We start from the raw sequence: 20,112 nt of genomic DNA, 5'->3' as shown, positions 1-20,112 counted from the left end.
AACAACTTTTTTTATAGAAAAATAGGGTATACTAACCATATCCTTCTATTTGATAAAAAATGTGAGAGTTGGCGTCCGTTATGATCAATTATGAAATTGAACAAAAAAGATTACATTTAATTGAGACCGCAAAAAAATTCGGGATGAATGCCGAAGAAACCATCAGGTGCAGTCAAGAGCTTGACACACTCTTAAATAAAGGCATCAAATATACCTCGAATGAATGCTCTAAAAAAGGGTAAACCATACACCTCATTCCTCTCATCAAAAGCTTTCAAAAAGACAATCACACATTAAAAGACCCATCATAAGCTATGGTGAAACGCCCAAAAACAAAGTGCCTTATTTTTATAAAGGATGTGCACCGCTATGCCGGCTATTGTTGGAGCCTTTAAAGTAAATGCCGTCGGAACGAGCGGAGTCGTTCATGTTGGAGACTGCATCACCATTTCTCCAAATAGTCAGGTTAAAACGTTTGCTGGCGCAGGCAGTTTTAACACTGGTGATCAATTGCGCATTAGCAACTATAAAAGTGTGACAAATACGTACGACAGTGATGTCATTGATCAACCGCTTGTTAGTAACTTGTAAGGAGTGAGAATCCGTTGAACTTCTATATTAATCAAGCGATACAAATTAATTATTTGCGTGTAGAGTCTGTCAGTAACTCCTCTGTGCTGCAAATTGGGAGCGCTGGTTCAATTAAAGCTCTTTCTAATCTGTATAACACGGGCAGCTACGTAGAAGCAGCACCTGCCGCAGCAGGCACACAAGGAATTGAAGAATCCCAAGGCGCAAGCACAGCACCTTTTGTACCGCTTCAGTCACCAACAACTTAAGTTCATCTGCAATCCCCGGAGGTGTATGTCAATGTATGACTATCAAAGCAACGCTTCACAAGTATATGGCATCATTCAAAAACAAACACAACAAATCATGATGCTTGAAAAAAGGCTTAACGAACTTCAGCAGGAAATGCAAATGATCAAGGATAAACCGACAACGACGATTGAACGGATTGATTATCAATTTGATCAACTGAAAATCGAGCGGCTGGAAGGTACGCTGAATATCGGCCTCAATCCATCTGATCCAAACAGTGTTCAAAACTTTGAAGTGGGCCAAACAACAACCCCGGGCATTGGAATGATGCAGCAAGAAACGGCTGATCAATTTTTCAATCAAACACGCCAGCTTGTCGACGCATTCTTAAATGAAGAAGCGCCAGAACTTCTTGAAGAGCTGGAGCAGCGATATGAAGGGTCTCTTGATGAAAGCAACAAGCACCACATCATTGAGGATATTCGCAAGCAAATTGACAGCAGAATCAAATACTATGCAGGACAGCTCCCGCACCGGGAAGATATGACTCCGCTGCAGCGTTCAGAGCAAATTGCTGAATATGTGAAGCATGATGTTAAACGAGCGATTGAGCACTTCTTAGCCCATATTCCAAATGAAACGAAAGGAGAGGAAAACGGATGAATTTCACAGTCGTCAACCGCAACATCGAGACCGGAAGCATTAAAGTAGTTGGGGTTTCGTCCTCTTCCCTATTTATCATCGGGGACACAGATCATGTACAATTATCCTCCATTTTTGATACACCGCCAGAATCTTTGATCATTGGCCCGTTTGTTCCTCTGGCACCTCGATAATGATTAAGCGCACATCTCAAGTGAAGTTCTCGAAGGTGAATTCTGTCGGGATTTCGAGTGTCGTTCAAATTGGTGATACACAGGAGCTATGCCCGAAGGTCAAGGTGTTAGCTGTTCAACGGACGCTTAGTTTGTTTTATGGCTATGAAGCAGAAAACTTAAATGCGAAAGAATTTGAAGTATATTTTGAGCCGATTCCATTGATGCTGCCAGAACGATCAGTTAGAACGGCTTTTTACCATGAAAAGCCTGTGATTAAAGTTTCTTCGATACATGTAGAAGGGGTATCATCGTCCTCTGTCTATCAAATCGGCTCTACTTGTAGAATGAATGCCGTTGCGCGAGTGAAGCATATTCGAGAGTTATTTAGCAACGACGAAAGTCCGCCAAACTCACAAGTGGACCTACCTGCGCATATGATGGTGATATGACTTCGAATAAAGGATGTCGATTATGCCAGCAATTGTCGGACCCATTTACATTAACTCTATTTCTGGAGGCGTCGTAAACGTCGGTGACTCATTTTACCTTTCACCTAAAAGTTCGTCAAAATCTGCTTTAGGCTCTGGAGCGGGGAATACCGGAGATTTCTTGATATTAAATAATGGCATTAGCGCCACCAACTATGTGGATCCTGACTTAAATGATCAGAATATGGTAGGCAATGCATAAAGCAGCTCCTCTACAGTCATTTCATGAGAGGAGCGCTTTTTATGCTTATTTTTTTCTACGTTGTCTCGATTTTTTTGTTTTAACCAGCTTGCTTGCCGGCTGTTTTCGAATCCATTTGATGTACGAAGCAAGCTTTTCATCCTGCCTTAGTGCATCAAGTGTGTTCAAGCGCACGGCTAGCTCCTGGTTTGTAAAGAGGGCATGCACTTGTTTATGGCAGGGGATACACAGGAAGGTAGTCGGTAAAAAAGCCCCACCTTCTTCTCTTGGTGTTAAGTGGTGTTCTGTGAGCAGGACATGTTGTCTTCCGCAGAGCTCACATAATCCAATGGTTTGCTTTGCCACCCTGTCATCACCTCAACATTTACATTAATTCCATTGAGACCGTTGTCCCTTTCCCGCTTGGATCTGCTGGATGAACAATCAGTTTCTTCGGTAGTCTCATTTTCAATTCTTCCACGTGGCTAATAACACCAACTGCTAAATTGTGAGACTGTAGCTTTTCTAATGCGGTAATGACCGTATCAAGCAAGTCTTGATCGAGCGTACCGAATCCTTCATCAAGGAAAAAGAATTGCAGTGGGAATTCACCTCTCAGCTGAATTTGTGCAGAAAGAGCAAGGGCAAGCGCCAGTGATGTCAAGAAGGTTTCCCCGCCGGACAAGCTGGACACAGGACGCCTAACACCGCCATTTGCATCATCTCGCATAACAAAGCCGCCTTCTGAGTCGACCTCAATCGCATATCTTTGTCTCGTCAACATACCTAAGCGGGCGGATGCATCACGACTGACACTTTCCAGCTGTTCTTCTGCTAAAAATTCAACAAACGTATTCCCTTTAAAAACAGTTTGCAGTTTATCAAGGCGATCAATTTCTTCCTGCAGTGCTTCCAATCGTTCGTGAATACTTGCAAAGCGCTGATGATTCTCTTCAATCACACGCAGGTGTTCATGTGCGGACCCACTCATTGCTGTCGCTTCTTCCAATGCTTTTTCAGCTGCAGCTTTTCTGTGCTGAATGTCTGTCCACTGCTTTTCATCCAGTGACTCTTCTTTCAGTAATTCAGAAATTCGCTTTAAGTTTGCGGCACATTCCTTTCTTTTATCCTCAAACTCCTCAATTTCCTGTTTGACCGATTGACGTACTGGCTGTTCCATTGAAACAGACTCAATTTCCTGCGGCATATGAAAAGGAGAAGATTCTGCTTGTTTTTCCCATGCTGCTTCTGCTTCATGTTTTCGCCTGTTCGCCTCTTGAAGCTGACGCTCACTGCTTGAAAAATGACTTTGCGCTTCACTAAACAACTGCTGCGCGTGCTGCAATTGCTTGTACGATTGCTGCTCTTTTTCATTAAGAAGAGAAAGGGTGTGTTCAACCTCTATAAGTTCATCAGAAATTGAGGCAGCTTTTAATGGATATCGGCCTAAATCTGTTTCATATTGTTGGATAAGCTGCTGCTGACTTTCTAACTGATGCGCTAGTTTATCAAGTTCTTTCTCGACATTGTATATCACTGTCTGCAGCTGCTCTTTTGCTAGCTGTTTTTCTTCCAAAAACGTAATGCTTTTCTCAATACGTTCTTTATAGCCTTCCGCTTGTTGGTCCTTTTCATCGATTTGCTTTTGCATTTCTTGTACTTGATTCAATGTAAGATGCGGGAAGGTCTGTTCAAATTGAGTCGTTTGCTCTGAAAGCTCAGCATCAAACTCTTTGATCAGCACCTCTAATTCTTCGATGCGCTGCTGTTCAAAAGTCATTTGCTCTTTTATCTTGCTCATCTCTGCTACTTGATCATGCGTTTCATCCATTAAACGAGCTCGTTTATGTTCAACTTCTTGAGTATCCTGTTTTATGCCTTTCCATTCTTGCACCAGACCCTGCAAAGACTGCGAATTTTGTACCGTTTCTACTGCTGCAGCGACTTCCGCTCCAGGGGCTTTCTGAGATAAGAAAGCGAATTGCTTCACTAATTGATTGGCATGCGTTTCGAGAAGCTGCTTTGCGGCATACATGTCTCTCCCATAATCCTCTGCCTGCTTGAGCTCTTTGTCCATCCGTTGAATGACTTCATCGACTTGTGCCACGGTTTCTTCATGGTCATTGGATTGCAAAGCCTTTGGATCATGATGAATCGACCCACAAACCGGACATGGCTCACCATCTACTAGCTCTGCCGCTAATTCTTTTCTTAATTCTGCCGCCCTTACCGCATCACGCTGCTTTAATTTTTCGAGTTTCTGTTGTTGTTCTTTTTGACTCCATTCTGCCAGAGCTCGTTCGAGTTCACATACATAAAAATAGAGGTGTTCAATTGCTTGAAACGATTGGTCTATTTTTTCATAATGGTCGTTTTGCTGCTTTTGAAGCTTTTCATATGCTTCTGAAGTCTGTGAGGCTCGCTTGTTGAGCTCCTCCAGCTTTTGCTTTTCCTTTTGAATACTAAGGTTTATTCTTTCAACATTTTCACTTAAACGTAAAGCATCCTGTACACTTTTACGTTCTTTCACTGAAACTTGTAACTGCTCCAGCTCATTTTTCAGCTGTGTTTGTTTCGTTAGTGCACGCTCTAATAGAGATTGGAGATTCTCCGCTTCTTTCTTCTTTTGGAGGAGCTGCTGCGCTTTTTCATTTTTTTGGCGCTCTATGCTCGTCTTTTCCTGAAAAGCTGCCTCTTTTTTACGTTCAATTTCTTTTAGCTGAATCAGCTGTTCTTTCTTTTGGAGAAGGTCTGGCTCTGTCTCTATTTTCTTTTGCCGGGCTTGCTCATACTCCCGCACCATTTGATCATAGATCGTTCGTTGATGCAGCAGCTGCTTTTCTGCTTCCTGTTGCTCTTTCGATGCTTGAGAAAGCTGTTTTTCAGCCTTTGTCAATGCATCCGCATAGGGCTTTAGCGTCTCTGCCTGCTCTGCGATATGGAGCTTCGTCTTTTTCTCTTCTATTGATGGTGCCAGTAAATTCAGCTTGTTTTGTTCAGTCTCGTAAGCTTCTTGTTCCTTTTGATACTGCCAGATCGCTTGCGCCTTTGTAAAAGCAGTGAACGCTTCGTCCCGCGCTTGTTTTTTCTCATGAAAAATAGCCTTTGCCTGCTCAGCTGCTTCCTTTGCTTTTGCCAGCGCCTCTGGACCAGCTTCTCCTAAACCATTCAGTTCAGCTAGCAGTTCATTTTTTTGCCCATAATGCTTTTGAGCCTTTGCACGCAATCGCTTGACGAGTTGATCTCCATATTTCTCCAAGTTAAACAACCGCTGAAGCATTTGACGTCTGTCTGCCCCTTTGAGGGAGAGAAATTCTGCAAACTTCCCTTGAGGTAAGACAACCGCACGGGTAAAGTCATCAATGGTTAATCCGAGTAGTTCTTCTACTTTACGATTCACCTCACTCGCTTTATCTGCGAGAACTGTCTGCGTATCACCGATTTCAATTAGGCGGCATAATGTCGTTCTGACTTTCATTTCATCCGCTCGTTTGAAAGCACGTTCAACTTTATAAGAAATGTGGTGTTCCTTTTGCAAAGCAAATGTAAAGGAAACCGACAGCTTTTCTTCCGCTTGGTTCAAAATACCATGTGTATTATTTAACGCACGCTCCACTTTGCCATAGAGTGCCAGTGTCATGGCGTCTAATATGGAAGACTTTCCACTTCCTGTCGGTCCAAATATGCCAAACACACCCGCATCACATAATGAGCTAAAGTCAATTATTTGTTCTTCTCTGAAGCTATGAAGTCCTTTAATGGTCAGCGTAATCGGCTTCAAGTCGCTTCCTCCTCTTGCATATCATTGGCTAGCTCTAAAAACAGTTTGACTGTTTTTTCATCAGGCAGACCGCCACCTGTCTGGCGCTCATAAAACTTCACGAACCTCTCTTCGATCGAGAGTTTTTCCACTTGCTTTTGCTCTTCTATTTGCTGTAGTTCTTTGAACTTTGGACGAATGTGAACAAACCCACTATGCTGCTTTCGGAGCTGATGAATCTCTTCAATAGAGAGCTGATCTGTTAAATGAATCTCTAGATCAATCCATGCCTGAAGATCCCGTTTTTCATCCAGCCACTCGTACACTTGACTCAGTCCCTCAGTCGCCTTCCATTTCATAAGTGGTTTTCCGCTTGATAGAAACACTTCTTTCCAGCTCGCTTTTTCATTCGGTTTTGCCTCTACAATTGTGACTGATTTGGCGTAACCTGATTCAGAAAAGCTATAAGCAAGAGGTGATCCAGAATAACGAGCAATCGTTTTGGCACGTTTGATCGTTTGCGGCCTGTGCAAATGACCAAGTGCAACATAGCAAGCGGATTCTGGCAGGCTTTCAGCCGCAACAGTATATGCGCCGCCTACTTCAATCGGTCTTTCTGAATCTGTTTGACTCCCCCCTGCCACATAAATGTGGCTTGTTGCCATATTGACCGTATCCGGTTGAAATTGATTACTTAAATGTTGAAACGCTTGTTGAATCTTTAAATTGTAATGATCACGAAGCAATTTCTCTTCAAATGTTTCAGCTAGCACCTCATTTAGTCTCGCCTCAGACGGATAAGCGAGTGCTGCAATGGATAAACGTTCATCCGCAGAAGGAACATCGACACGGATGATGTCATTTGTCGGATATCCAATTAAATGAATCCCTTGATCATTTGTTAAAGGTGATGCGGCTGATAAACGATCCGGATTATCGTGGTTGCCTGAAATGACCACTACCTGGCGTTTTCCTTTATCAGATAAAGCAGATAGACTTTCATAAAAAAGCTGCTCTGCTCTAGCAGGCGGATTCACAGTATCAAAGGCATCACCAGCCATCACAATGACATCAATGTGTTCGTCTTTCACGATTTGATACAGTTCATCTAAAAACTGTGCTTGCTCATCAAGCCGGCTTCGACCTTCAAGGGTTTTCCCTAAATGCCAATCCGCTGTATGCAGAATCCTCATGTGATTCACCTCTCATTCCGATACATTTATAAAGAAATTTCTAAATTTCCATCGAAGAAATAGAGAATTTTCTCCTCTAATGTTCTGTTTGTCAAACGCTCTACAGCTTTTGCATATAAGGCTATTTGGGTTTCATAACGCTTTTTCAAGATCGGTTCAGCAGCGTCAACTGTATATCTGCCTTGTACTCTATCAGTTTTATAATCTAGTAAATATAGCTTTCCATCTGTTTCAAATAAACAGTCAATCATCCCTTGAATCAGAACAGGCTCTCCCTCAGTATCAATATGACTGTATACCTCTTTAACAGGTAACACCATACTAAATGACACCTCTCGTTTTACCCAGTCCGCTTTTAGCAGTTTTTGACCAATTGAAGTAGAGAAGAAAGAAGCAATTCCTTCTTGATTAATTGATTGGATCTGCTCATCTGTTAGCAAGTCTCGCTGCTGTAAGGATTCGAGCAGGTGTCCTATACGTGATTCATCATAGGGCTCCTCAGAAGGGAGCGGGATATGCTGCATCACTGTATGCATTGCGGTGCCTTGTTCTGCGGCAGTGAGTGTTTTCTTCTTCATGAAAGCTGGCCGGTCATACAATGTTGCACGAGCTTTTCGAATAGAAGAAGGAACACTGTACTCATCCTGTATTTCTTTCATTCTTTTTATCTCGGAAACAGACTGCTTTGTGCCGACTTGCGAGGCCGCTAGATACGGATATTTCCATGAGAGTCTCTCTGCCACCTTCTCATCAGCATCACCATATCCTTCAACAGGTAGACCATCGATCAATGCTTGTACAATCTCGTCTTGCTCCTTTTTTTCAAGTGACATATCTTCCTTTAAAAGATCAGAAGCTTGCGTAAATGAGATAGTGAATGTAGACGGATGCGAAAGAACAATATCTCCTGTTTCTTCTAAAACAGATGACATCGCTTGATGACGGATAAGGGCAGGGCCAATGAAATCTAAGTATGTTTTCGATTGATACCGTTCAAAATCAGGGAGCAGCCACTCTTCTCCGGTTGCGGCATTTTGCCATTTGCTTAATGCTTTCACCTGATTTTTGACAGAGCCGACTAGAAATAATTTTTCTTTAGCCCTTGTGAGCGCTACATATAGGACCCTTAATTCTTCAGATAACAACTCTTTTCTCATCTTTTTTTTCATCGCCACAAGTGGTAATGTCGCATAACTAATTCTCAGCTCAGGATGGATGTACTTGCTTCCAAAGCCTAGTTCTTTATCAAGTAAATAGGGCTGGTTTAAGTCCATCATATTAAAGTTTCTGCCGAGCCCTGCGGTAAAGACGACTGGAAATTCTAATCCTTTACTGCTGTGGATCGTCATCATGCGCACAACGTCCTCTGTTTCACTGAACGTTTTTGCTGCACCAAGATCATCCCCACGCTCCTGCATTCTTTCAATAAAACGAAGGAATCGGAATAGCCCTCTAAAGGCAGCTTTTTCGTATTGCTTAGCCCGGTCATAAAGGGCACGAAGATTTGCCTGTCGCTGCTTACCTCCAGGCATTCCGCCAACATATTCAAGATACTGCGTATCACGGTAGACTTCCCAAATTAATTCTGCCACCGAATGATTGATAGAAAAATCACGCCACTTGCGCAGTAATTGGAAAAATCGCTCTAGTTTTTTGCATGTAGGGTGATCAGAATGCGTCACACTCATGAATGCCTTTACAGCATCATAATACGTGCCTTTTTTATCACTCGTTCGAATCAGAGCCAATTCATTTTCGTCTAAATGAACAATAGGTGATCTTAAAACAGCAGCAAGCGGGATATCCTGATATGGATTATCGATGACTTTTAACAATGAAAGAATGACAGACACCTCTGTTGCTTCAAAATAACCAGAGGAAAGATTCGCATATACAGGGATTCCCTGCTTCTTTAATTCCTCCATCATTTGCGGAGCCCAAGGCATAGACCGAAGCAAAATGACAATGTCACGATACTGCAAATTACGGGTCATTTGCTGCTTTGCATCGTACACTTGAAATGGCTGCTCCACTAATTCTTTTATTTTTTTAGCAATGATTCTCGCTTCAAATTGGACGGTCTCGAGCTCTTCTCGCTCTTCGCCGGTTTCTGCTTCCTGCTGATCTAAGTGGACAAGAAGCATTTCTGTCGTTGTATCTTTGCTTTCTGGATAACTCGCTCCAAGCTTTAATTCAGCTTGTTCATCATATTCAATTTCTCCCACTGTTTCCCCCATCAGCTGCTTGAACAAAAAGTTCGTACTATCTAAAACATCTGAACGGCTACGGAAGTTTTTATTTAAATCGATTCTCTTCCCTGTTTCTTTGCCGTCTGGTTGAAAGTGTTTATATTTGTTTAAAAAGAGCATAGGCTCTGCCAGCCTAAAACGATAAATAGACTGCTTTACATCACCAACCATAAACAGATTGCCCTCTGCAGAATGTTTCCCCTTAGATACAAGCTTTAAAATCGTTTCTTGTACAAGGTTTGTATCCTGATATTCATCAACGAGCACTTCTTCAAACTGCTGTTGATAGTATTTGGCAGCTTCTGTTTCGATCAAATGTCCTTCTGCATCCTGCTCCGCTAAAATGCGTAAGCAATAGTGCTCTAAATCCGAAAAGTCGACAATTGACTTTTCCTGCTTCGCTCTTTCGAAACGCTCACCAAATTGGATCACAAGCTCTACAAGCGTCTCCACAACTGGCTTCATTTCAGCTAAGCTTTTTAAATGCTGGGCAGGACTGCGCATGAAGTATTCATCTTTTAGTTTTTCTAATTGTTTTTTTGCTTGATTACGTGCATCAGTGGATTTTTCTAAGAGAGCAGGGTCATATTCGTCCCCTTTGCACGTTTTGAGCCTTTTAAAATTAACGTTCGGCAAAAGCTCATAAAGCTTCTCAAAATCATCTTGATGACGGATTAATTCATTGACTTGCTCTAAATCATCTATAAAATTCTCTGCTCTCGGTGCTGGGCCGCCCGGTTCTTTTGATAGCGAAAGAGCTCGTTCAAGCAGCTCCTGGCAGCTCCGGAGAACGAGAGAAAGATCTTCTTTGATATATGGATAAAACGGTAATTCTTCTACTTTTGTTTGAGCATCTACATCATAAAGTGAAAGAAATGCCCGCATCCATTGCTCCGGAGAAGGATGAGATCTCGAAAACTCATAAATTCTCTTCACGAGCCATTGCAAATCTAAGTCGTGACGGTCAGATGTATAACGATCAACCAATTCAAAGAATGATGGCTTTCCAGCCTTATATTCATCCTCAAACAGTTCGTCTAACACTTCATCTCCTAATAATTCTCCTTCTGTTTGGTCAGCCAAACGAAAGCCTGGATCAAGATCAATTTCATAGTAAAAGGTGCGCAAAACCTGCAAGCAAAAGGAGTGCAAGGTTGAAATATTGGCTCGATTCATGAGGGACAGCTGCCTTCTCATATGAAGAGACCCAGGGTTTTTGGCTAATTCTTTTTCAAGTGCTTCTGTGATCCGATGCTTCATCTCTGCCGCAGAAGCATTTGTGAAAGTCACAACGAGCAGACGATCCACATCAACTGGATGTTCAGGCCGGGTCATTTTTCGAATCAGGCGTTCAACCAAAACAGCTGTTTTACCTGACCCTGCCGCCGCCGCAACCAAGATATCTTGTCCTTCTGAAACGATGGCTTCCCACTGGTCATCCGTCCACGTACTGTTATTCGGTTTTGGTATTTGCATACTGATCCCCTTCTTTTTTGATCCGTTCTATCACAACATCATCCTTTTCAGAGGTGAGCACCCTAAAATCATTATCTTCTATTGATTCATCGAATTGGCAAATAGACTTGAATGAACAAAAGCGGCAAGGTGTTTGATCCTTTAATTTATATGGATTAATTGCGACCTCTCCATTTGTAATTCTTTCGCCTGCTTCTTCAAATGTGCGCCGAACGTGTTGTGTGAGTATATGGAAATGATCCTCACTTAAAACTGCCGAATCAGAACGGAAAGACCCATCCTTTTTCAAACCGGCTTGAATGACTTGCGATCTACCTGAATCAAGCGTTTGATCCATTAGCTTTACTGCTTCCACATCTTCAAGCAATAAACCCTTCATTTTAAATTTCTTGAAGATTTCCTGCTCAATTTCATCCTCTGCAAGTGGAATCGGTGCTTGAATGAGCGGATCATGAATATGGAAATATAAAATACCAGCAGGCGTTGCTTCTACGCCGAGCCACTCTTTCGAATACGTAATGGTTAGGTCTAAGTATGTGAGCATTTGCAAGGCAAGACCATAGTATACTTCTGCTAGGTCAAGACCTTTCTCACTGGATTTGTAATCGACGATTCTTAAAAGCAGCCCTTTTGAACCTTCTGCCTTATCTACCCTGTCAATCCTTCCGACAAGCTCCATCGTGCAGCCATTCTTTAATTGAAAAGTAAACGGCGGCAAAGGCCCTTGACCTCCAAAACCTAACTCAAGCCCTACCGGAGAAAATCCACTCAATTTGGCATGTTCACTTAATATAGAAGAGACTCGAATCAAGATTTTCTGAAGCTTTTCTTTAATATAAGCATGCCGATTAGAGCTTAATAGAATTTCCTTTTGAAGACGCGGAGCAAGCTGTTCGATTGCATGTCTTGAATAGGTGACACAATCTTCCTTCGTTAGGTTTTTCCAATCCTTTTTTTGTTCAACTAGCGTATCTGAAATATGCTTCAAAGCCGAGTGAAACAATTGGCCGATATCGGGTGCTTCCAATTTGTAAAATTGTCGATCCTTTAGTTTTAAACCGTGGGAAGCAAAGTGAGAGAATGCACACGCATTGAACTTCTCCATTCTTGAAACACTGCCCTGAATATGGTCACCGTAAAGCTCTTTTGTGACATTAGGCTTTAATGGCTTCGCTCGATTTGTAAAGAACAAGCTTGACATGATGTTTTTTGATACATCCCGATGAGGAGATGTCATTAAGTAGTTATAGACACTCCACCATACACCGCTGATGGGATATTGATTGAGCCATTGCTGCAGCTGTGAGATGGTATACGACAACGAAACATGCTCATTCGCTACAAATTTTAATTGCTCATCGTCTTCCAGTTGTTCTGGATCTAACACATAAAGAGCCTGTTGATGATTTGGCATAAGCTCTTGGCAATACTTGATGAGTGTCGAAGGCAATAGAGAACGTCCTTCTGCATCAGAAGCCGCATAGGATAGATACAAATGACGGGATGGACTTGATAACGCTTGGTAAATTAAAAATTGCTCATCTAGCAGCCGTTCTTTTCCTGTCTCTGCTAGCTCTGCTCCTGCTCGTTTTAACCATTCTCGGTCATCCTCAGACAATACACTCTCATCAGAGGGACGTGCGGGAATAACGCCATCATTTACACCAATGATAAACGTACACTTCACTTGATACATTCTGGATAAATCCATACTTCCAATAAATACTTGGTCGAGTGAAGGCGGAATCAAAGCGAATTTTAGAGAAGCTAATCCTGTATCTATCATCTGTTGGAATAAGGGAAATGAGAGCTCTTCGTCACCTAGCATGTCAACAAATTCATCCATTAATTGAATCACCGCATCCCATACTTGCCCGTGCTGCATTGCTTCAGCTAATCGACCTGCTTCTTCAGCCTCAAGCCTCGCTTTTTCAAGCTTATCTGGTACTTGTATCTCTTCTAAAAAGACATAGACAGCCTCTACCATGTCCCTTACCTTTTGCGCTTTTTTGAGCCTTTTCTGCAACTGGTAAAGCGGGGGCGCGATCCATTCTTTGACGTCATTTAGCATTTGTTCCATTTCAATTTCTTGATCTGTTTGTCCGAAATCCTCATCTAATGATTGGAAACGCCTGTAATGAAACCGGGAACCGTTTGTCCAGCGCTCTCCTTTTACACCATAAGCAATGCAATAGTTTTCAAGCTGATCTGCCTGCTCTCTCGCTTTGTTCTTAGTGATTTCAAGCGGAAATAAGAACTCTGTTTTCACGCAGCGAAATACCGCTTCATACCGCCAATTTCCTTTTATGACATCCAAGCTCGAACGAATTAATTCAATGAGCGGATGATACTGCATCGATTCATTTCCATCAATAAAAAAAGGAATATCGTAATCTCGAAAAACCTCTTTTAACGTATCTTTATAGTCATCTACATGCCGCGCTACAATCGAGATATCTCGCAGTCTGAGTCCTTTTTCTCTCACTAAATCAAGGATATCTCTCGCTACTCCCTCAATTTCAGCTCGTTTATTTGCACTTTTAGACACTGTGAGATGAGGGGTGTTTTCCTGATATGGCTGAACGGGCCGATGCTCATATTGGTGTTCTAAATAAGCAAGATCTGGTGTATAAAGGTGCCGATGATTTCTTTCAAAAATATTTTCAGAAATGTCAGCTCCGCACTCTTTAGCAAGCTGATAGAGCTGGAAATACGTTTTACCTGTCATACGAAATAAATCAAGTTCATTTGGCTGCCTATCATGATAGGATCGATCTACTGTGAAAGCCGCAGTTATTTTTGCTGCATGCAGCAAGAGCTGTTCAATGACAAGAAGCTGCTGCGGTGTAAATTGATAAAAACCATCTATATAGATGTGTGCTCCTTTTATTTCTTCAGCTGAAGGAATTTGCTGGGAAAGAAGAGTCAAATAGTCTTCTGAGTGCACGTATTCATCTTGTAAATGCTGCTCCATCTGCTGATAAAGAACATGGAGATCATGCAATTTTTCGGCTGCCCGTCTTTCTTCTGTATACTCTGAATGCATGCTAGACGCTGAAATTTTCTCAATATCCTCCGGCAGCATACAGTATCTTTTGAATTCAGCCATCGTTTTTTCGATTTGCTCCACAAACCCCGGCTTATCACTCGCTTTTTTGAATACTTTAAACTTGTCTTTCTGCTCTTCAATCACTTTTCTTAAAAGCATTTGAATTCCTGTGCTTGTCACAAATTGCCGATTCGCTCCACCAGTCTGCTTTAAAATCGACCAAGCAAGACGAGTGAAACTAAATACTTTAGCTCTGATCATTCCACCAGCTTCAGACGTTTTCGCAAGCTCATATTCCATTAAAAATGTCATTTGATCCGGGACTAAAAAAATGATTGGCGGACCCAACGGATCAAGCCGAAGCTGTTCTTTGATTTCCTCTAAGATTGCAGTCGTTTTTCCACTCCCCGATCTGCCTGCTAAAAACTGAATCTCCACGTTCCACAACACCTTTCTTATGTACTCATATTCTAGCGAAAATAAAGGTAAATAGCTATTTTCCGATCACGTTCCCATTCTCCTTTCTGAAAAAAGACATAGGCACCTTTCCTCACTCTTTTCATATCATAAACCATCATGAACTAAAAGGAGGCTGGCAATATCATGTATTACAGTTACTATGACTACTCGCCTTATGACATGCGCCAAAACACAAGGATCATTTCAGACCTTGAGAAAGCGATTAATGGTGAGTATTCTGCGATCCAATGCTACGAAAAACTTGCCCAAAAGGCAAAAAATCCTGAAGCAAAAAAGATCATTCAAGAAATACGCCAGGATGAAGTCAGACACTATCAACTATTTTCAAAGCTATATTATTCTTTAACAGGTAAAAACCACAAACCAAGCGTAACAGAACCTTGTCCAGACCAATTCAGAGAAGGACTTATGTTTGCCTTTAAAGATGAACAAAAAACGGTCGATTTTTACTTAAGCGTATCAGACTATGTCCGGGATCAAGGAACAAAAGAGCTAATGAAACGTATCGCTCAAGATGAGCAGCAGCATGCTGTATGGTTTTTATACCTTTTAACGCACCATGTATCATAGATAGTCCTATTTTAATAGGAGATCGTATGTTCCGTCAAAAAATGAAATCGATTTTTCGTTCATTCAATCTATTAAAGAAAGCGCTAAATGTAGCAAATCCTCACATCCCTTCCTTATTTTCAAACGAGAAAATGAGATTTTGACCATTAAAAAAACTCCTCTGCCCAAAATAGCAGAAGGAGTTTTTTTATGATCTTTTAATGAAATTTTGCTTCATTGCTTTGCTGCTGATGCTTGAGTATCCCATCAATTGACAACAGCTTACTGCCGCTAAGAGTCAAATAAAGCGCCATGACGAGCAGCGAAAGTTCAAATTCATAGCCACCAACAAATCCTTTAGAAAAACCAACAGTGATAATCGCTACTGCCATAATTGGTACAAATAATGCTGCGAAAACTCGAGTTCCTAGACCTAAAATCAAGGCGATACCACCGACTAGCTCAATTGTCTTCACAATATAGGCCATAAATTCAGGTACACCGATTTGTCCGAAGAATGCTGCTGTGCCTCCCAGCCCTCCTTGATATGCCTGAAGCCCATGTAAAAAGAAAATAATACCTAAAATAACGCGTACAAAAAGTGTTCCTATTTCTTGATTTGTTTTCATATAGTGATTTCCTCCTGTTTTTACACTACACAATGTAATGTTAATAAGTAAAAAAATTAGTAATTAAGGTTGAGCATAATCATTAAGACCACCATCAGAATGGCTGAAGTGACGATTGGAATCATTGGTACATTAAAAGGAATATTGTAAGTTGGATTTAAAATTTTTTGTATTCTTAAATTCAATGCCCGATCCCCAAAGGACACCGCAAACTTTGTTTGTTTTTGAAACTGGGTTCTCTTTTTAATCAGCTTCAAAAGGGCCTGCCCTACTCCAAGCTCAGTACCTGTCTTCTGAATGGCATAGTCATCTGCAATCACTTCACGAAAAACAGAGTAGCTTTGTCTCATATGCTTTAACACTGGAATGTACCAAATGACTTTTGTGAGCATTGAGAACATGAAAGCCTTTAAAGGATCATAGCTGTATTTGTGATGCAATTCGTGATGAACTACAGCGTCAATCTCTTCTTCATCCAGCATGTCCATGAGAGCTGTTGATAAATAAACCTTTGGGTGAAGCATCCCCATTGCAAAAGCAAGTGGTTCATGACAATGAAACACGATGATGTCATTAGCATATTTCTCAGATAAAGATTCGGTCGACTGGTGATCGACTGCAAGCATCAGATTTTGCTTGAATTGAATGTACTTTTTGATTTGTTTCGTCATATAAAAAATCGCAAAACCCAATGTGTAGAGGACTAAGGCATCCAGAAAGTATTTTAAAGGAGTGAATCCATAGAATTCGAGCACAGACTGGCATACATGGATCAGGTTATATGCTTGATTCCAGCCAAAAAAGCTTGAAAGCACGTAATACCCCATCTGATAAAAAATGGCTAAACCAATCAATATACCGCCTGAAAACAGCAGACTCGACTTCATTTTATTCATTTTGCTGCTCCTCTTTTTTAGATGCTAGCCGTGCTTCTAGTACTTTGAGTAATTCAGGATCAGCACTTTCAATCGCATCCACCATATGATTCACTGCCAGTGGACCGAAATCATCCATCAATCCTTGTGTAATCCATTTTGTTTGCTCATTTAGAAATTCTTCTTTTGTTAAAATAGGATTATAAATAGATGAGCGCCCTTTTGTTTTTTTCTCCACAATTCCTTTTTCGGTTAAGCGGTTCAGCACAGTCATCACGGTGTTGAAATTAATCGGCTTCTCATCTGACAGCTTTTGCTGCACCTCTTTAATCGGCATATCCTCACCTTCATAAAGGATCTCCATAATTCTTCCCTCTAAAGGACCAAAAAAACGATTCAATCCCTTTTCATTATATTTAAAAGAAGGAATTTTCATGTTATCACCCCACACTATGTAGTGTAGTGCAATTGAAAATGATAGTCAACTGATAACATAAATAGGGGAAAATCGTTGTATATAGACTTTGTTTTTGGTAAAAATGATATCTTTCTTTATAAAAATGTACTAATCATTTAGTGATAAGATAATCTTATGAAAATAGTGAAAAAATTCGTATTTTATTTATAGAGACTTTTGTATTATAGTGAAGTTAACAACATTTCACTTACTGAACAAACATATAGGAAGAAGGTTTACATGTGATGAAACAAGGAAACAGCCTTCGAACCGATCTCATTCTCATTGCGATAAGCGGTTTAGGTGGATTTCTTTTGTCTTTAACAGGTATGTCCATTGGCTGGATGGTAGGTACATTAATCACCGCAGCTTTTATTGCTATGCGCCGCCCCACCCTGTTTCAGCGTAAAGGAACTAGCACCTTACGTATTCACAGCAGATGGCTGCTCCTTGGTCAATTCATTCTCGGAATCGAACTCGGACAGAAAATGAATATGGAGGTCCTTCACATTTTCGCTGAAAATTGGCTCCCTGTGAGTTTCATGCTCGTCTTTTCTATTCTACTGGCGATGCTCTCAGGCTTTGTCTTATGGAAGCTGAGCAAAACAGATATGCTGACAAGCTTTGTCGGAACTGCCCCCGGCGGTTTATCCGCTATGCCGGGCATTGCCCAAGAGGTGGGAGCCAATACAGCTGTTGTGAGTCTCGTGCAAACGATACGTGTATTAATGGTTGTACTCACTATCCCATTTACAGTGTTTTATTTAAATACAAAAAACCAAGCGGATGTGGCTGTAGTTACGCAAGGGAGCGCTTTTTCTTCGGGTGTTTTCACCCTTTCAAACATCTCTTGGACCGCTGCGCTTATTTTAGGTGCCTGGCTCATGTCACGCCTAGCAGTTCGTCTTCATTTCCCTGCTCCTTGGCTGATCGGCAGCATGCTAGGCGTCGCAGCTCTTCAAGTTGGTGCGGGCGCACTCATAGGTTATGATTTGATTCCTTATTGGCCGGCACAAGCGAACATTGCGTCTCAAGTATTTCTAGGTGCAACCATCGGTTCAAAAATGAATAAAGAAATGTTTGTCGGGCTAAAAAACACTCTCATTGTGGCTGTCGTCAGCTCAGCTGGGCTAATTGCTGCGACTGTCCTCAGCTCTATTGCCATCGCTGAGATCACAGGTATCTCTGTCATTACAGCCATTCTTGCTTTTTCGCCTGGCGGTATTGCAGAGATGGCAACAACTGCGGTCACACTGCATGAGGATTCTACCTTTGTTGTGGCTGTACAAGTCGTCAGAATTATTCTCGTCATTGCAATGCTGCCACCGTTTTTCCGCTTCTTACATCACGTATGGGCAAAAAGGCAGCCTGATTATAAAGCCGCAAAATAAAAAGAGACGCTTTGCATGTGCAGAGCGCCTTTTTTTATTCGCTGGTATTTCTTTTAACACCGACAACTTGATCCTTTGAAATGGTGCCAAAATGCCGGCTGTCGAAGCTATGTATTCGGTTATCTCCGACCACAAAGTAATGATTGTTTTTGATTTTATCGTCTCCTGTGATGGCTTTCAGCTGAAAATCCCCTGTCAGAACGTTCCCCATTTTATGTTGTTTCTGCTCTTTTAAATAAGGTTCCTTCTTTTTTTCACCATCGACAAATAACTGATCATCTTCATACTTGATCGTTTCTCCTGGGAGTCCAATGACTCGCTTGATCAAGATTTGATTTTTAGGACCGTGAAATAACACATAATCAAACCGGCTAATTTTCGTGAGTTTTGGCGAGAACTTATTGATTAATAATTCTGTTCCATCTGTAAAAGTTGGGTCCATACTAACCCCTTCTACTTTATATGTGACAAACATGAAATTCTTGACTTGGAACAATAAGACGATGCCTGTAATAATCATCAACCATAGCAATGGCTTCTTTTTCATTAAGAGCCTCCTTTGTCCTCACGTTTACTCATTCGAATGTTTAACCTATTTTCTACTCTCTTTCCAACATACCATAATACTGCAATAACTAGAACCGCAAAAATACTTCTTAACGGATTCTTAACTAAAGCAGAGAGGTCATAACCAATAAAACTAATGATAAAAAGCATGACACACTTACCAGATAAAGTAGCTAATGAGAATTGCCAAAAGCTAATTCTTGATAAACCTGCTACAACATTGACGGCAGCAGAGGGTGTGAAAGGAAAGCAAAGTAAAATAAATAATGGACCAAATCCCCGCTTCTCCACCCAAAGCATCAATTTTTTAATGGAAGGATGCCTGCTGATAAAGTTGAGCATTCTCATCTGTCCAAACTTTCTGATCAGTAAAAAGACAAGAATAGACCCTGCACTTGCGCCAATCCAGGTCAATAAAAATCCTTCCCAAAGGCCGAATGCATTTGCATTCGCTACAGCAAACGCAACGAGTGGTAAAAACGGAAGAAATGCTTCTATTAAAGGGAGCAATATGGCCACAATCGGTCCAAAGGCCTTGTAGCTCTCAAAAAATGATGTGATATTTTCGTGAGTAAATAGGGAAAGAAATGATGTCAACTTGTTTGACTCCTTCAAGGTTTGTCTACTTTTCATTTTACATGGAAAACATAAAAATATACAAATGAATCCCCCCCTTGAGATTATTTGACTCATTCGGTATAATAAATAAGAACATGTGTTCCATCAAGAAAGAAAGCAGGCTTGGACATGACGAGACTATCAAGAATACAACTTCAGATGATGGAACAGGCCATCTTTCTTCCAATGGTCGTCTCCATCCTCAATCGTGATTTGACTCACTTAAAACAACATCAAACATTCAAACTAAATGAACCATACATTCAGCTTGTGACCTCCGCCTTAAAGGAAGCACAGAAAGCACTTTATGAACTAAAGCAGCATTTACGTAAAGAAAAAATGAAGGTACAGCAAATTGAACACGATGAAGGATTTACAACGTATCTATTTATCATGGATGGCTATGAAGAAAAACATAAATACTTTAATCCACGTATACGTCACCGGGTAGAGGAACTGCTGACACGGTATTTTCTTCATCAAGCGAATTGAATTTGCTTCATTGTCGCG

The 20,112-nt window shown here is 41.2% G+C and carries 20 protein-coding genes; 10 read left to right on the top strand and 10 right to left on the bottom strand.

Annotated features, from left to right (window positions below):
- Positions 1-80: 80 nt before the first annotated feature.
- The 7 genes from NSQ36_RS05330 (at position 81) to NSQ36_RS05300 (ending at position 2,330) form a co-directional block, all read left to right on the top strand.
- On the top strand, positions 81-242 hold the full coding sequence (locus NSQ36_RS05330) for an aspartyl-phosphate phosphatase Spo0E family protein (protein ID WP_012009503.1): 162 nt from the start codon (positions 81-83) through the stop codon (positions 240-242).
- A gap of 127 nt (positions 243-369) precedes the next feature.
- The gene (locus NSQ36_RS05325) at positions 370-591 is read left to right on the top strand and encodes a spore germination protein (protein WP_251191010.1); all 222 of its coding nucleotides are present in this window, start codon (positions 370-372) and stop codon (positions 589-591) included.
- Between the two features lie 14 nt (positions 592-605).
- Positions 606-839 (top strand): spore germination protein GerPB, encoded by a 234-nt coding sequence (locus NSQ36_RS05320; RefSeq protein WP_003210877.1) that lies wholly within the window; start codon positions 606-608, stop codon positions 837-839.
- A 31-nt stretch (positions 840-870) separates the two neighbouring features.
- The gene (locus NSQ36_RS05315) at positions 871-1,485 is read left to right on the top strand and encodes a spore germination protein GerPC (protein WP_003211179.1); all 615 of its coding nucleotides are present in this window, start codon (positions 871-873) and stop codon (positions 1,483-1,485) included.
- Positions 1,482-1,658: a germination protein GerPD gene (locus NSQ36_RS05310; RefSeq protein ID WP_003210893.1), complete on the top strand. Its 177-nt coding sequence runs from the start codon at positions 1,482-1,484 to the stop codon at positions 1,656-1,658. The genes NSQ36_RS05315 and NSQ36_RS05310 overlap by 4 nt, the downstream gene beginning before the upstream one ends.
- Positions 1,658-2,089 (top strand): spore germination protein GerPE, encoded by a 432-nt coding sequence (locus NSQ36_RS05305; RefSeq protein ID WP_050945359.1) that lies wholly within the window; start codon positions 1,658-1,660, stop codon positions 2,087-2,089. The genes NSQ36_RS05310 and NSQ36_RS05305 overlap by 1 nt, the downstream gene beginning before the upstream one ends.
- A gap of 22 nt (positions 2,090-2,111) precedes the next feature.
- A complete protein-coding gene (locus tag NSQ36_RS05300; protein ID WP_003211468.1) occupies positions 2,112-2,330 on the top strand; it encodes a spore germination protein in 219 nt (72 codons plus the stop codon).
- Positions 2,331-2,375: 45 nt separating this feature from the next.
- On the opposite strand, the gene NSQ36_RS05295 is transcribed toward NSQ36_RS05300, so the two are convergent.
- From NSQ36_RS05295 to addB, 5 genes are read right to left on the bottom strand one after another with little or no spacing between them, the layout of a single operon-like run.
- The gene (locus NSQ36_RS05295; protein ID WP_113386916.1) at positions 2,376-2,675 is read right to left on the bottom strand and encodes an HNH endonuclease; all 300 of its coding nucleotides are present in this window, start codon (positions 2,673-2,675) and stop codon (positions 2,376-2,378) included.
- Between the two features lie 19 nt (positions 2,676-2,694).
- Positions 2,695-6,090 (bottom strand): SMC family ATPase, encoded by a 3,396-nt coding sequence (locus tag NSQ36_RS05290; RefSeq protein ID WP_251191011.1) that lies wholly within the window; start codon positions 6,088-6,090, stop codon positions 2,695-2,697.
- Complete coding sequence (sbcD, locus tag NSQ36_RS05285) at positions 6,087-7,262, bottom strand: exonuclease subunit SbcD (RefSeq protein WP_044139868.1); 1,176 nt, start codon at positions 7,260-7,262, stop codon at positions 6,087-6,089. The genes NSQ36_RS05290 and sbcD overlap by 4 nt, the downstream gene beginning before the upstream one ends.
- Positions 7,263-7,288: 26 nt before the next feature.
- A complete protein-coding gene (addA, locus tag NSQ36_RS05280) occupies positions 7,289-10,987 on the bottom strand; it encodes a helicase-exonuclease AddAB subunit AddA (RefSeq protein WP_251191012.1) in 3,699 nt (1,232 codons plus the stop codon).
- A complete protein-coding gene (gene addB / locus NSQ36_RS05275) occupies positions 10,965-14,474 on the bottom strand; it encodes a helicase-exonuclease AddAB subunit AddB (RefSeq protein WP_339206959.1) in 3,510 nt (1,169 codons plus the stop codon). Before addB ends, addA begins: the two co-directional genes overlap by 23 nt.
- A 165-nt stretch (positions 14,475-14,639) precedes the next feature.
- On the opposite strand from addB, the gene NSQ36_RS05270 reads away from it, so the two are divergent.
- Positions 14,640-15,086, top strand: a complete 447-nt coding sequence (locus NSQ36_RS05270) for a ferritin-like domain-containing protein (RefSeq protein WP_284906204.1) — start codon at positions 14,640-14,642, stop codon at positions 15,084-15,086.
- A gap of 197 nt (positions 15,087-15,283) precedes the next feature.
- Here NSQ36_RS05270 and NSQ36_RS05265 read toward each other — a convergent pair whose 3' ends face one another.
- The 3 genes from NSQ36_RS05265 to NSQ36_RS05255 are packed head-to-tail and all read right to left on the bottom strand — an operon-like array spanning position 15,284 to position 17,005.
- Complete coding sequence (locus NSQ36_RS05265; protein WP_309216359.1) at positions 15,284-15,694, bottom strand: DoxX family protein; 411 nt, start codon at positions 15,692-15,694, stop codon at positions 15,284-15,286.
- A 56-nt stretch (positions 15,695-15,750) separates the two neighbouring features.
- Complete coding sequence (locus tag NSQ36_RS05260) at positions 15,751-16,590, bottom strand: M56 family metallopeptidase (RefSeq protein WP_050945367.1); 840 nt, start codon at positions 16,588-16,590, stop codon at positions 15,751-15,753.
- A complete protein-coding gene (locus NSQ36_RS05255) occupies positions 16,583-17,005 on the bottom strand; it encodes a BlaI/MecI/CopY family transcriptional regulator (RefSeq protein WP_003210872.1) in 423 nt (140 codons plus the stop codon). Before NSQ36_RS05255 ends, NSQ36_RS05260 begins: the two co-directional genes overlap by 8 nt.
- Before the next feature lie 266 nt (positions 17,006-17,271).
- On the opposite strand from NSQ36_RS05255, the gene NSQ36_RS05250 reads away from it, so the two are divergent.
- Positions 17,272-18,417 (top strand): AbrB family transcriptional regulator, encoded by a 1,146-nt coding sequence (locus tag NSQ36_RS05250; RefSeq protein WP_212046139.1) that lies wholly within the window; start codon positions 17,272-17,274, stop codon positions 18,415-18,417.
- 34 nt (positions 18,418-18,451) lie between these two features.
- On the opposite strand, the gene lepB is transcribed toward NSQ36_RS05250, so the two are convergent.
- Together lepB and NSQ36_RS05240 are read right to left on the bottom strand one after the other, a co-directional pair.
- Complete coding sequence (gene lepB, locus NSQ36_RS05245; RefSeq protein WP_041815362.1) at positions 18,452-18,964, bottom strand: signal peptidase I; 513 nt, start codon at positions 18,962-18,964, stop codon at positions 18,452-18,454.
- Positions 18,964-19,617, bottom strand: coding sequence for a TVP38/TMEM64 family protein (locus NSQ36_RS05240; RefSeq protein WP_050782661.1), 654 nt, complete (start codon positions 19,615-19,617; stop codon positions 18,964-18,966). Before NSQ36_RS05240 ends, lepB begins: the two co-directional genes overlap by 1 nt.
- A 114-nt stretch (positions 19,618-19,731) precedes the next feature.
- Here NSQ36_RS05240 and NSQ36_RS05235 point away from each other — a divergent pair, with 114 nt between their 5' ends.
- Positions 19,732-20,094 carry a hypothetical protein gene (locus NSQ36_RS05235; protein ID WP_003210969.1) on the top strand — a complete coding sequence of 121 codons (363 nt, stop codon included), beginning with the start codon at positions 19,732-19,734 and terminating at the stop codon, positions 20,092-20,094.
- The last annotated feature ends 18 nt before the right edge of the window (positions 20,095-20,112 follow it).

Origin of the sequence: Bacillus sp. FSL W8-1143 (genome assembly GCF_037965155.1) — a bacterium.
Taxonomy (GTDB): Bacteria; Bacillota; Bacilli; order Bacillales; family Bacillaceae; genus Bacillus; species Bacillus pumilus.
Note: the sequence above shows the minus strand (reverse complement) of the source record. Positions and strands in the feature narration are given on the sequence as shown.

Coding starts and splice junctions, on each gene's coding strand:
- NSQ36_RS05330 (WP_012009503.1), top strand. CDS start 81: ATGATCAATTATGAAATTGAACAAAAAAGATTACATTTAATTGAGACC.
- NSQ36_RS05325 (WP_251191010.1), top strand. CDS start 370: ATGCCGGCTATTGTTGGAGCCTTTAAAGTAAATGCCGTCGGAACGAGC.
- NSQ36_RS05315 (WP_003211179.1), top strand. CDS start 871: ATGTATGACTATCAAAGCAACGCTTCACAAGTATATGGCATCATTCAA.
- NSQ36_RS05310 (WP_003210893.1), top strand. CDS start 1,482: ATGAATTTCACAGTCGTCAACCGCAACATCGAGACCGGAAGCATTAAA.
- NSQ36_RS05305 (WP_050945359.1), top strand. CDS start 1,658: ATGATTAAGCGCACATCTCAAGTGAAGTTCTCGAAGGTGAATTCTGTC.
- NSQ36_RS05300 (WP_003211468.1), top strand. CDS start 2,112: ATGCCAGCAATTGTCGGACCCATTTACATTAACTCTATTTCTGGAGGC.
- sbcD (WP_044139868.1), bottom strand. CDS start 7,262: ATGAGGATTCTGCATACAGCGGATTGGCATTTAGGGAAAACCCTTGAA.
- addA (WP_251191012.1), bottom strand. CDS start 10,987: ATGCAAATACCAAAACCGAATAACAGTACGTGGACGGATGACCAGTGG.
- NSQ36_RS05270 (WP_284906204.1), top strand. CDS start 14,640: ATGTATTACAGTTACTATGACTACTCGCCTTATGACATGCGCCAAAAC.
- NSQ36_RS05265 (WP_309216359.1), bottom strand. CDS start 15,694: ATGAAAACAAATCAAGAAATAGGAACACTTTTTGTACGCGTTATTTTA.
- NSQ36_RS05260 (WP_050945367.1), bottom strand. CDS start 16,590: ATGAATAAAATGAAGTCGAGTCTGCTGTTTTCAGGCGGTATATTGATT.
- NSQ36_RS05255 (WP_003210872.1), bottom strand. CDS start 17,005: ATGAAAATTCCTTCTTTTAAATATAATGAAAAGGGATTGAATCGTTTT.
- NSQ36_RS05250 (WP_212046139.1), top strand. CDS start 17,272: ATGAAACAAGGAAACAGCCTTCGAACCGATCTCATTCTCATTGCGATA.
- lepB (WP_041815362.1), bottom strand. CDS start 18,964: ATGAAAAAGAAGCCATTGCTATGGTTGATGATTATTACAGGCATCGTC.
- NSQ36_RS05240 (WP_050782661.1), bottom strand. CDS start 19,617: ATGAAAAGTAGACAAACCTTGAAGGAGTCAAACAAGTTGACATCATTT.
- NSQ36_RS05235 (WP_003210969.1), top strand. CDS start 19,732: ATGACGAGACTATCAAGAATACAACTTCAGATGATGGAACAGGCCATC.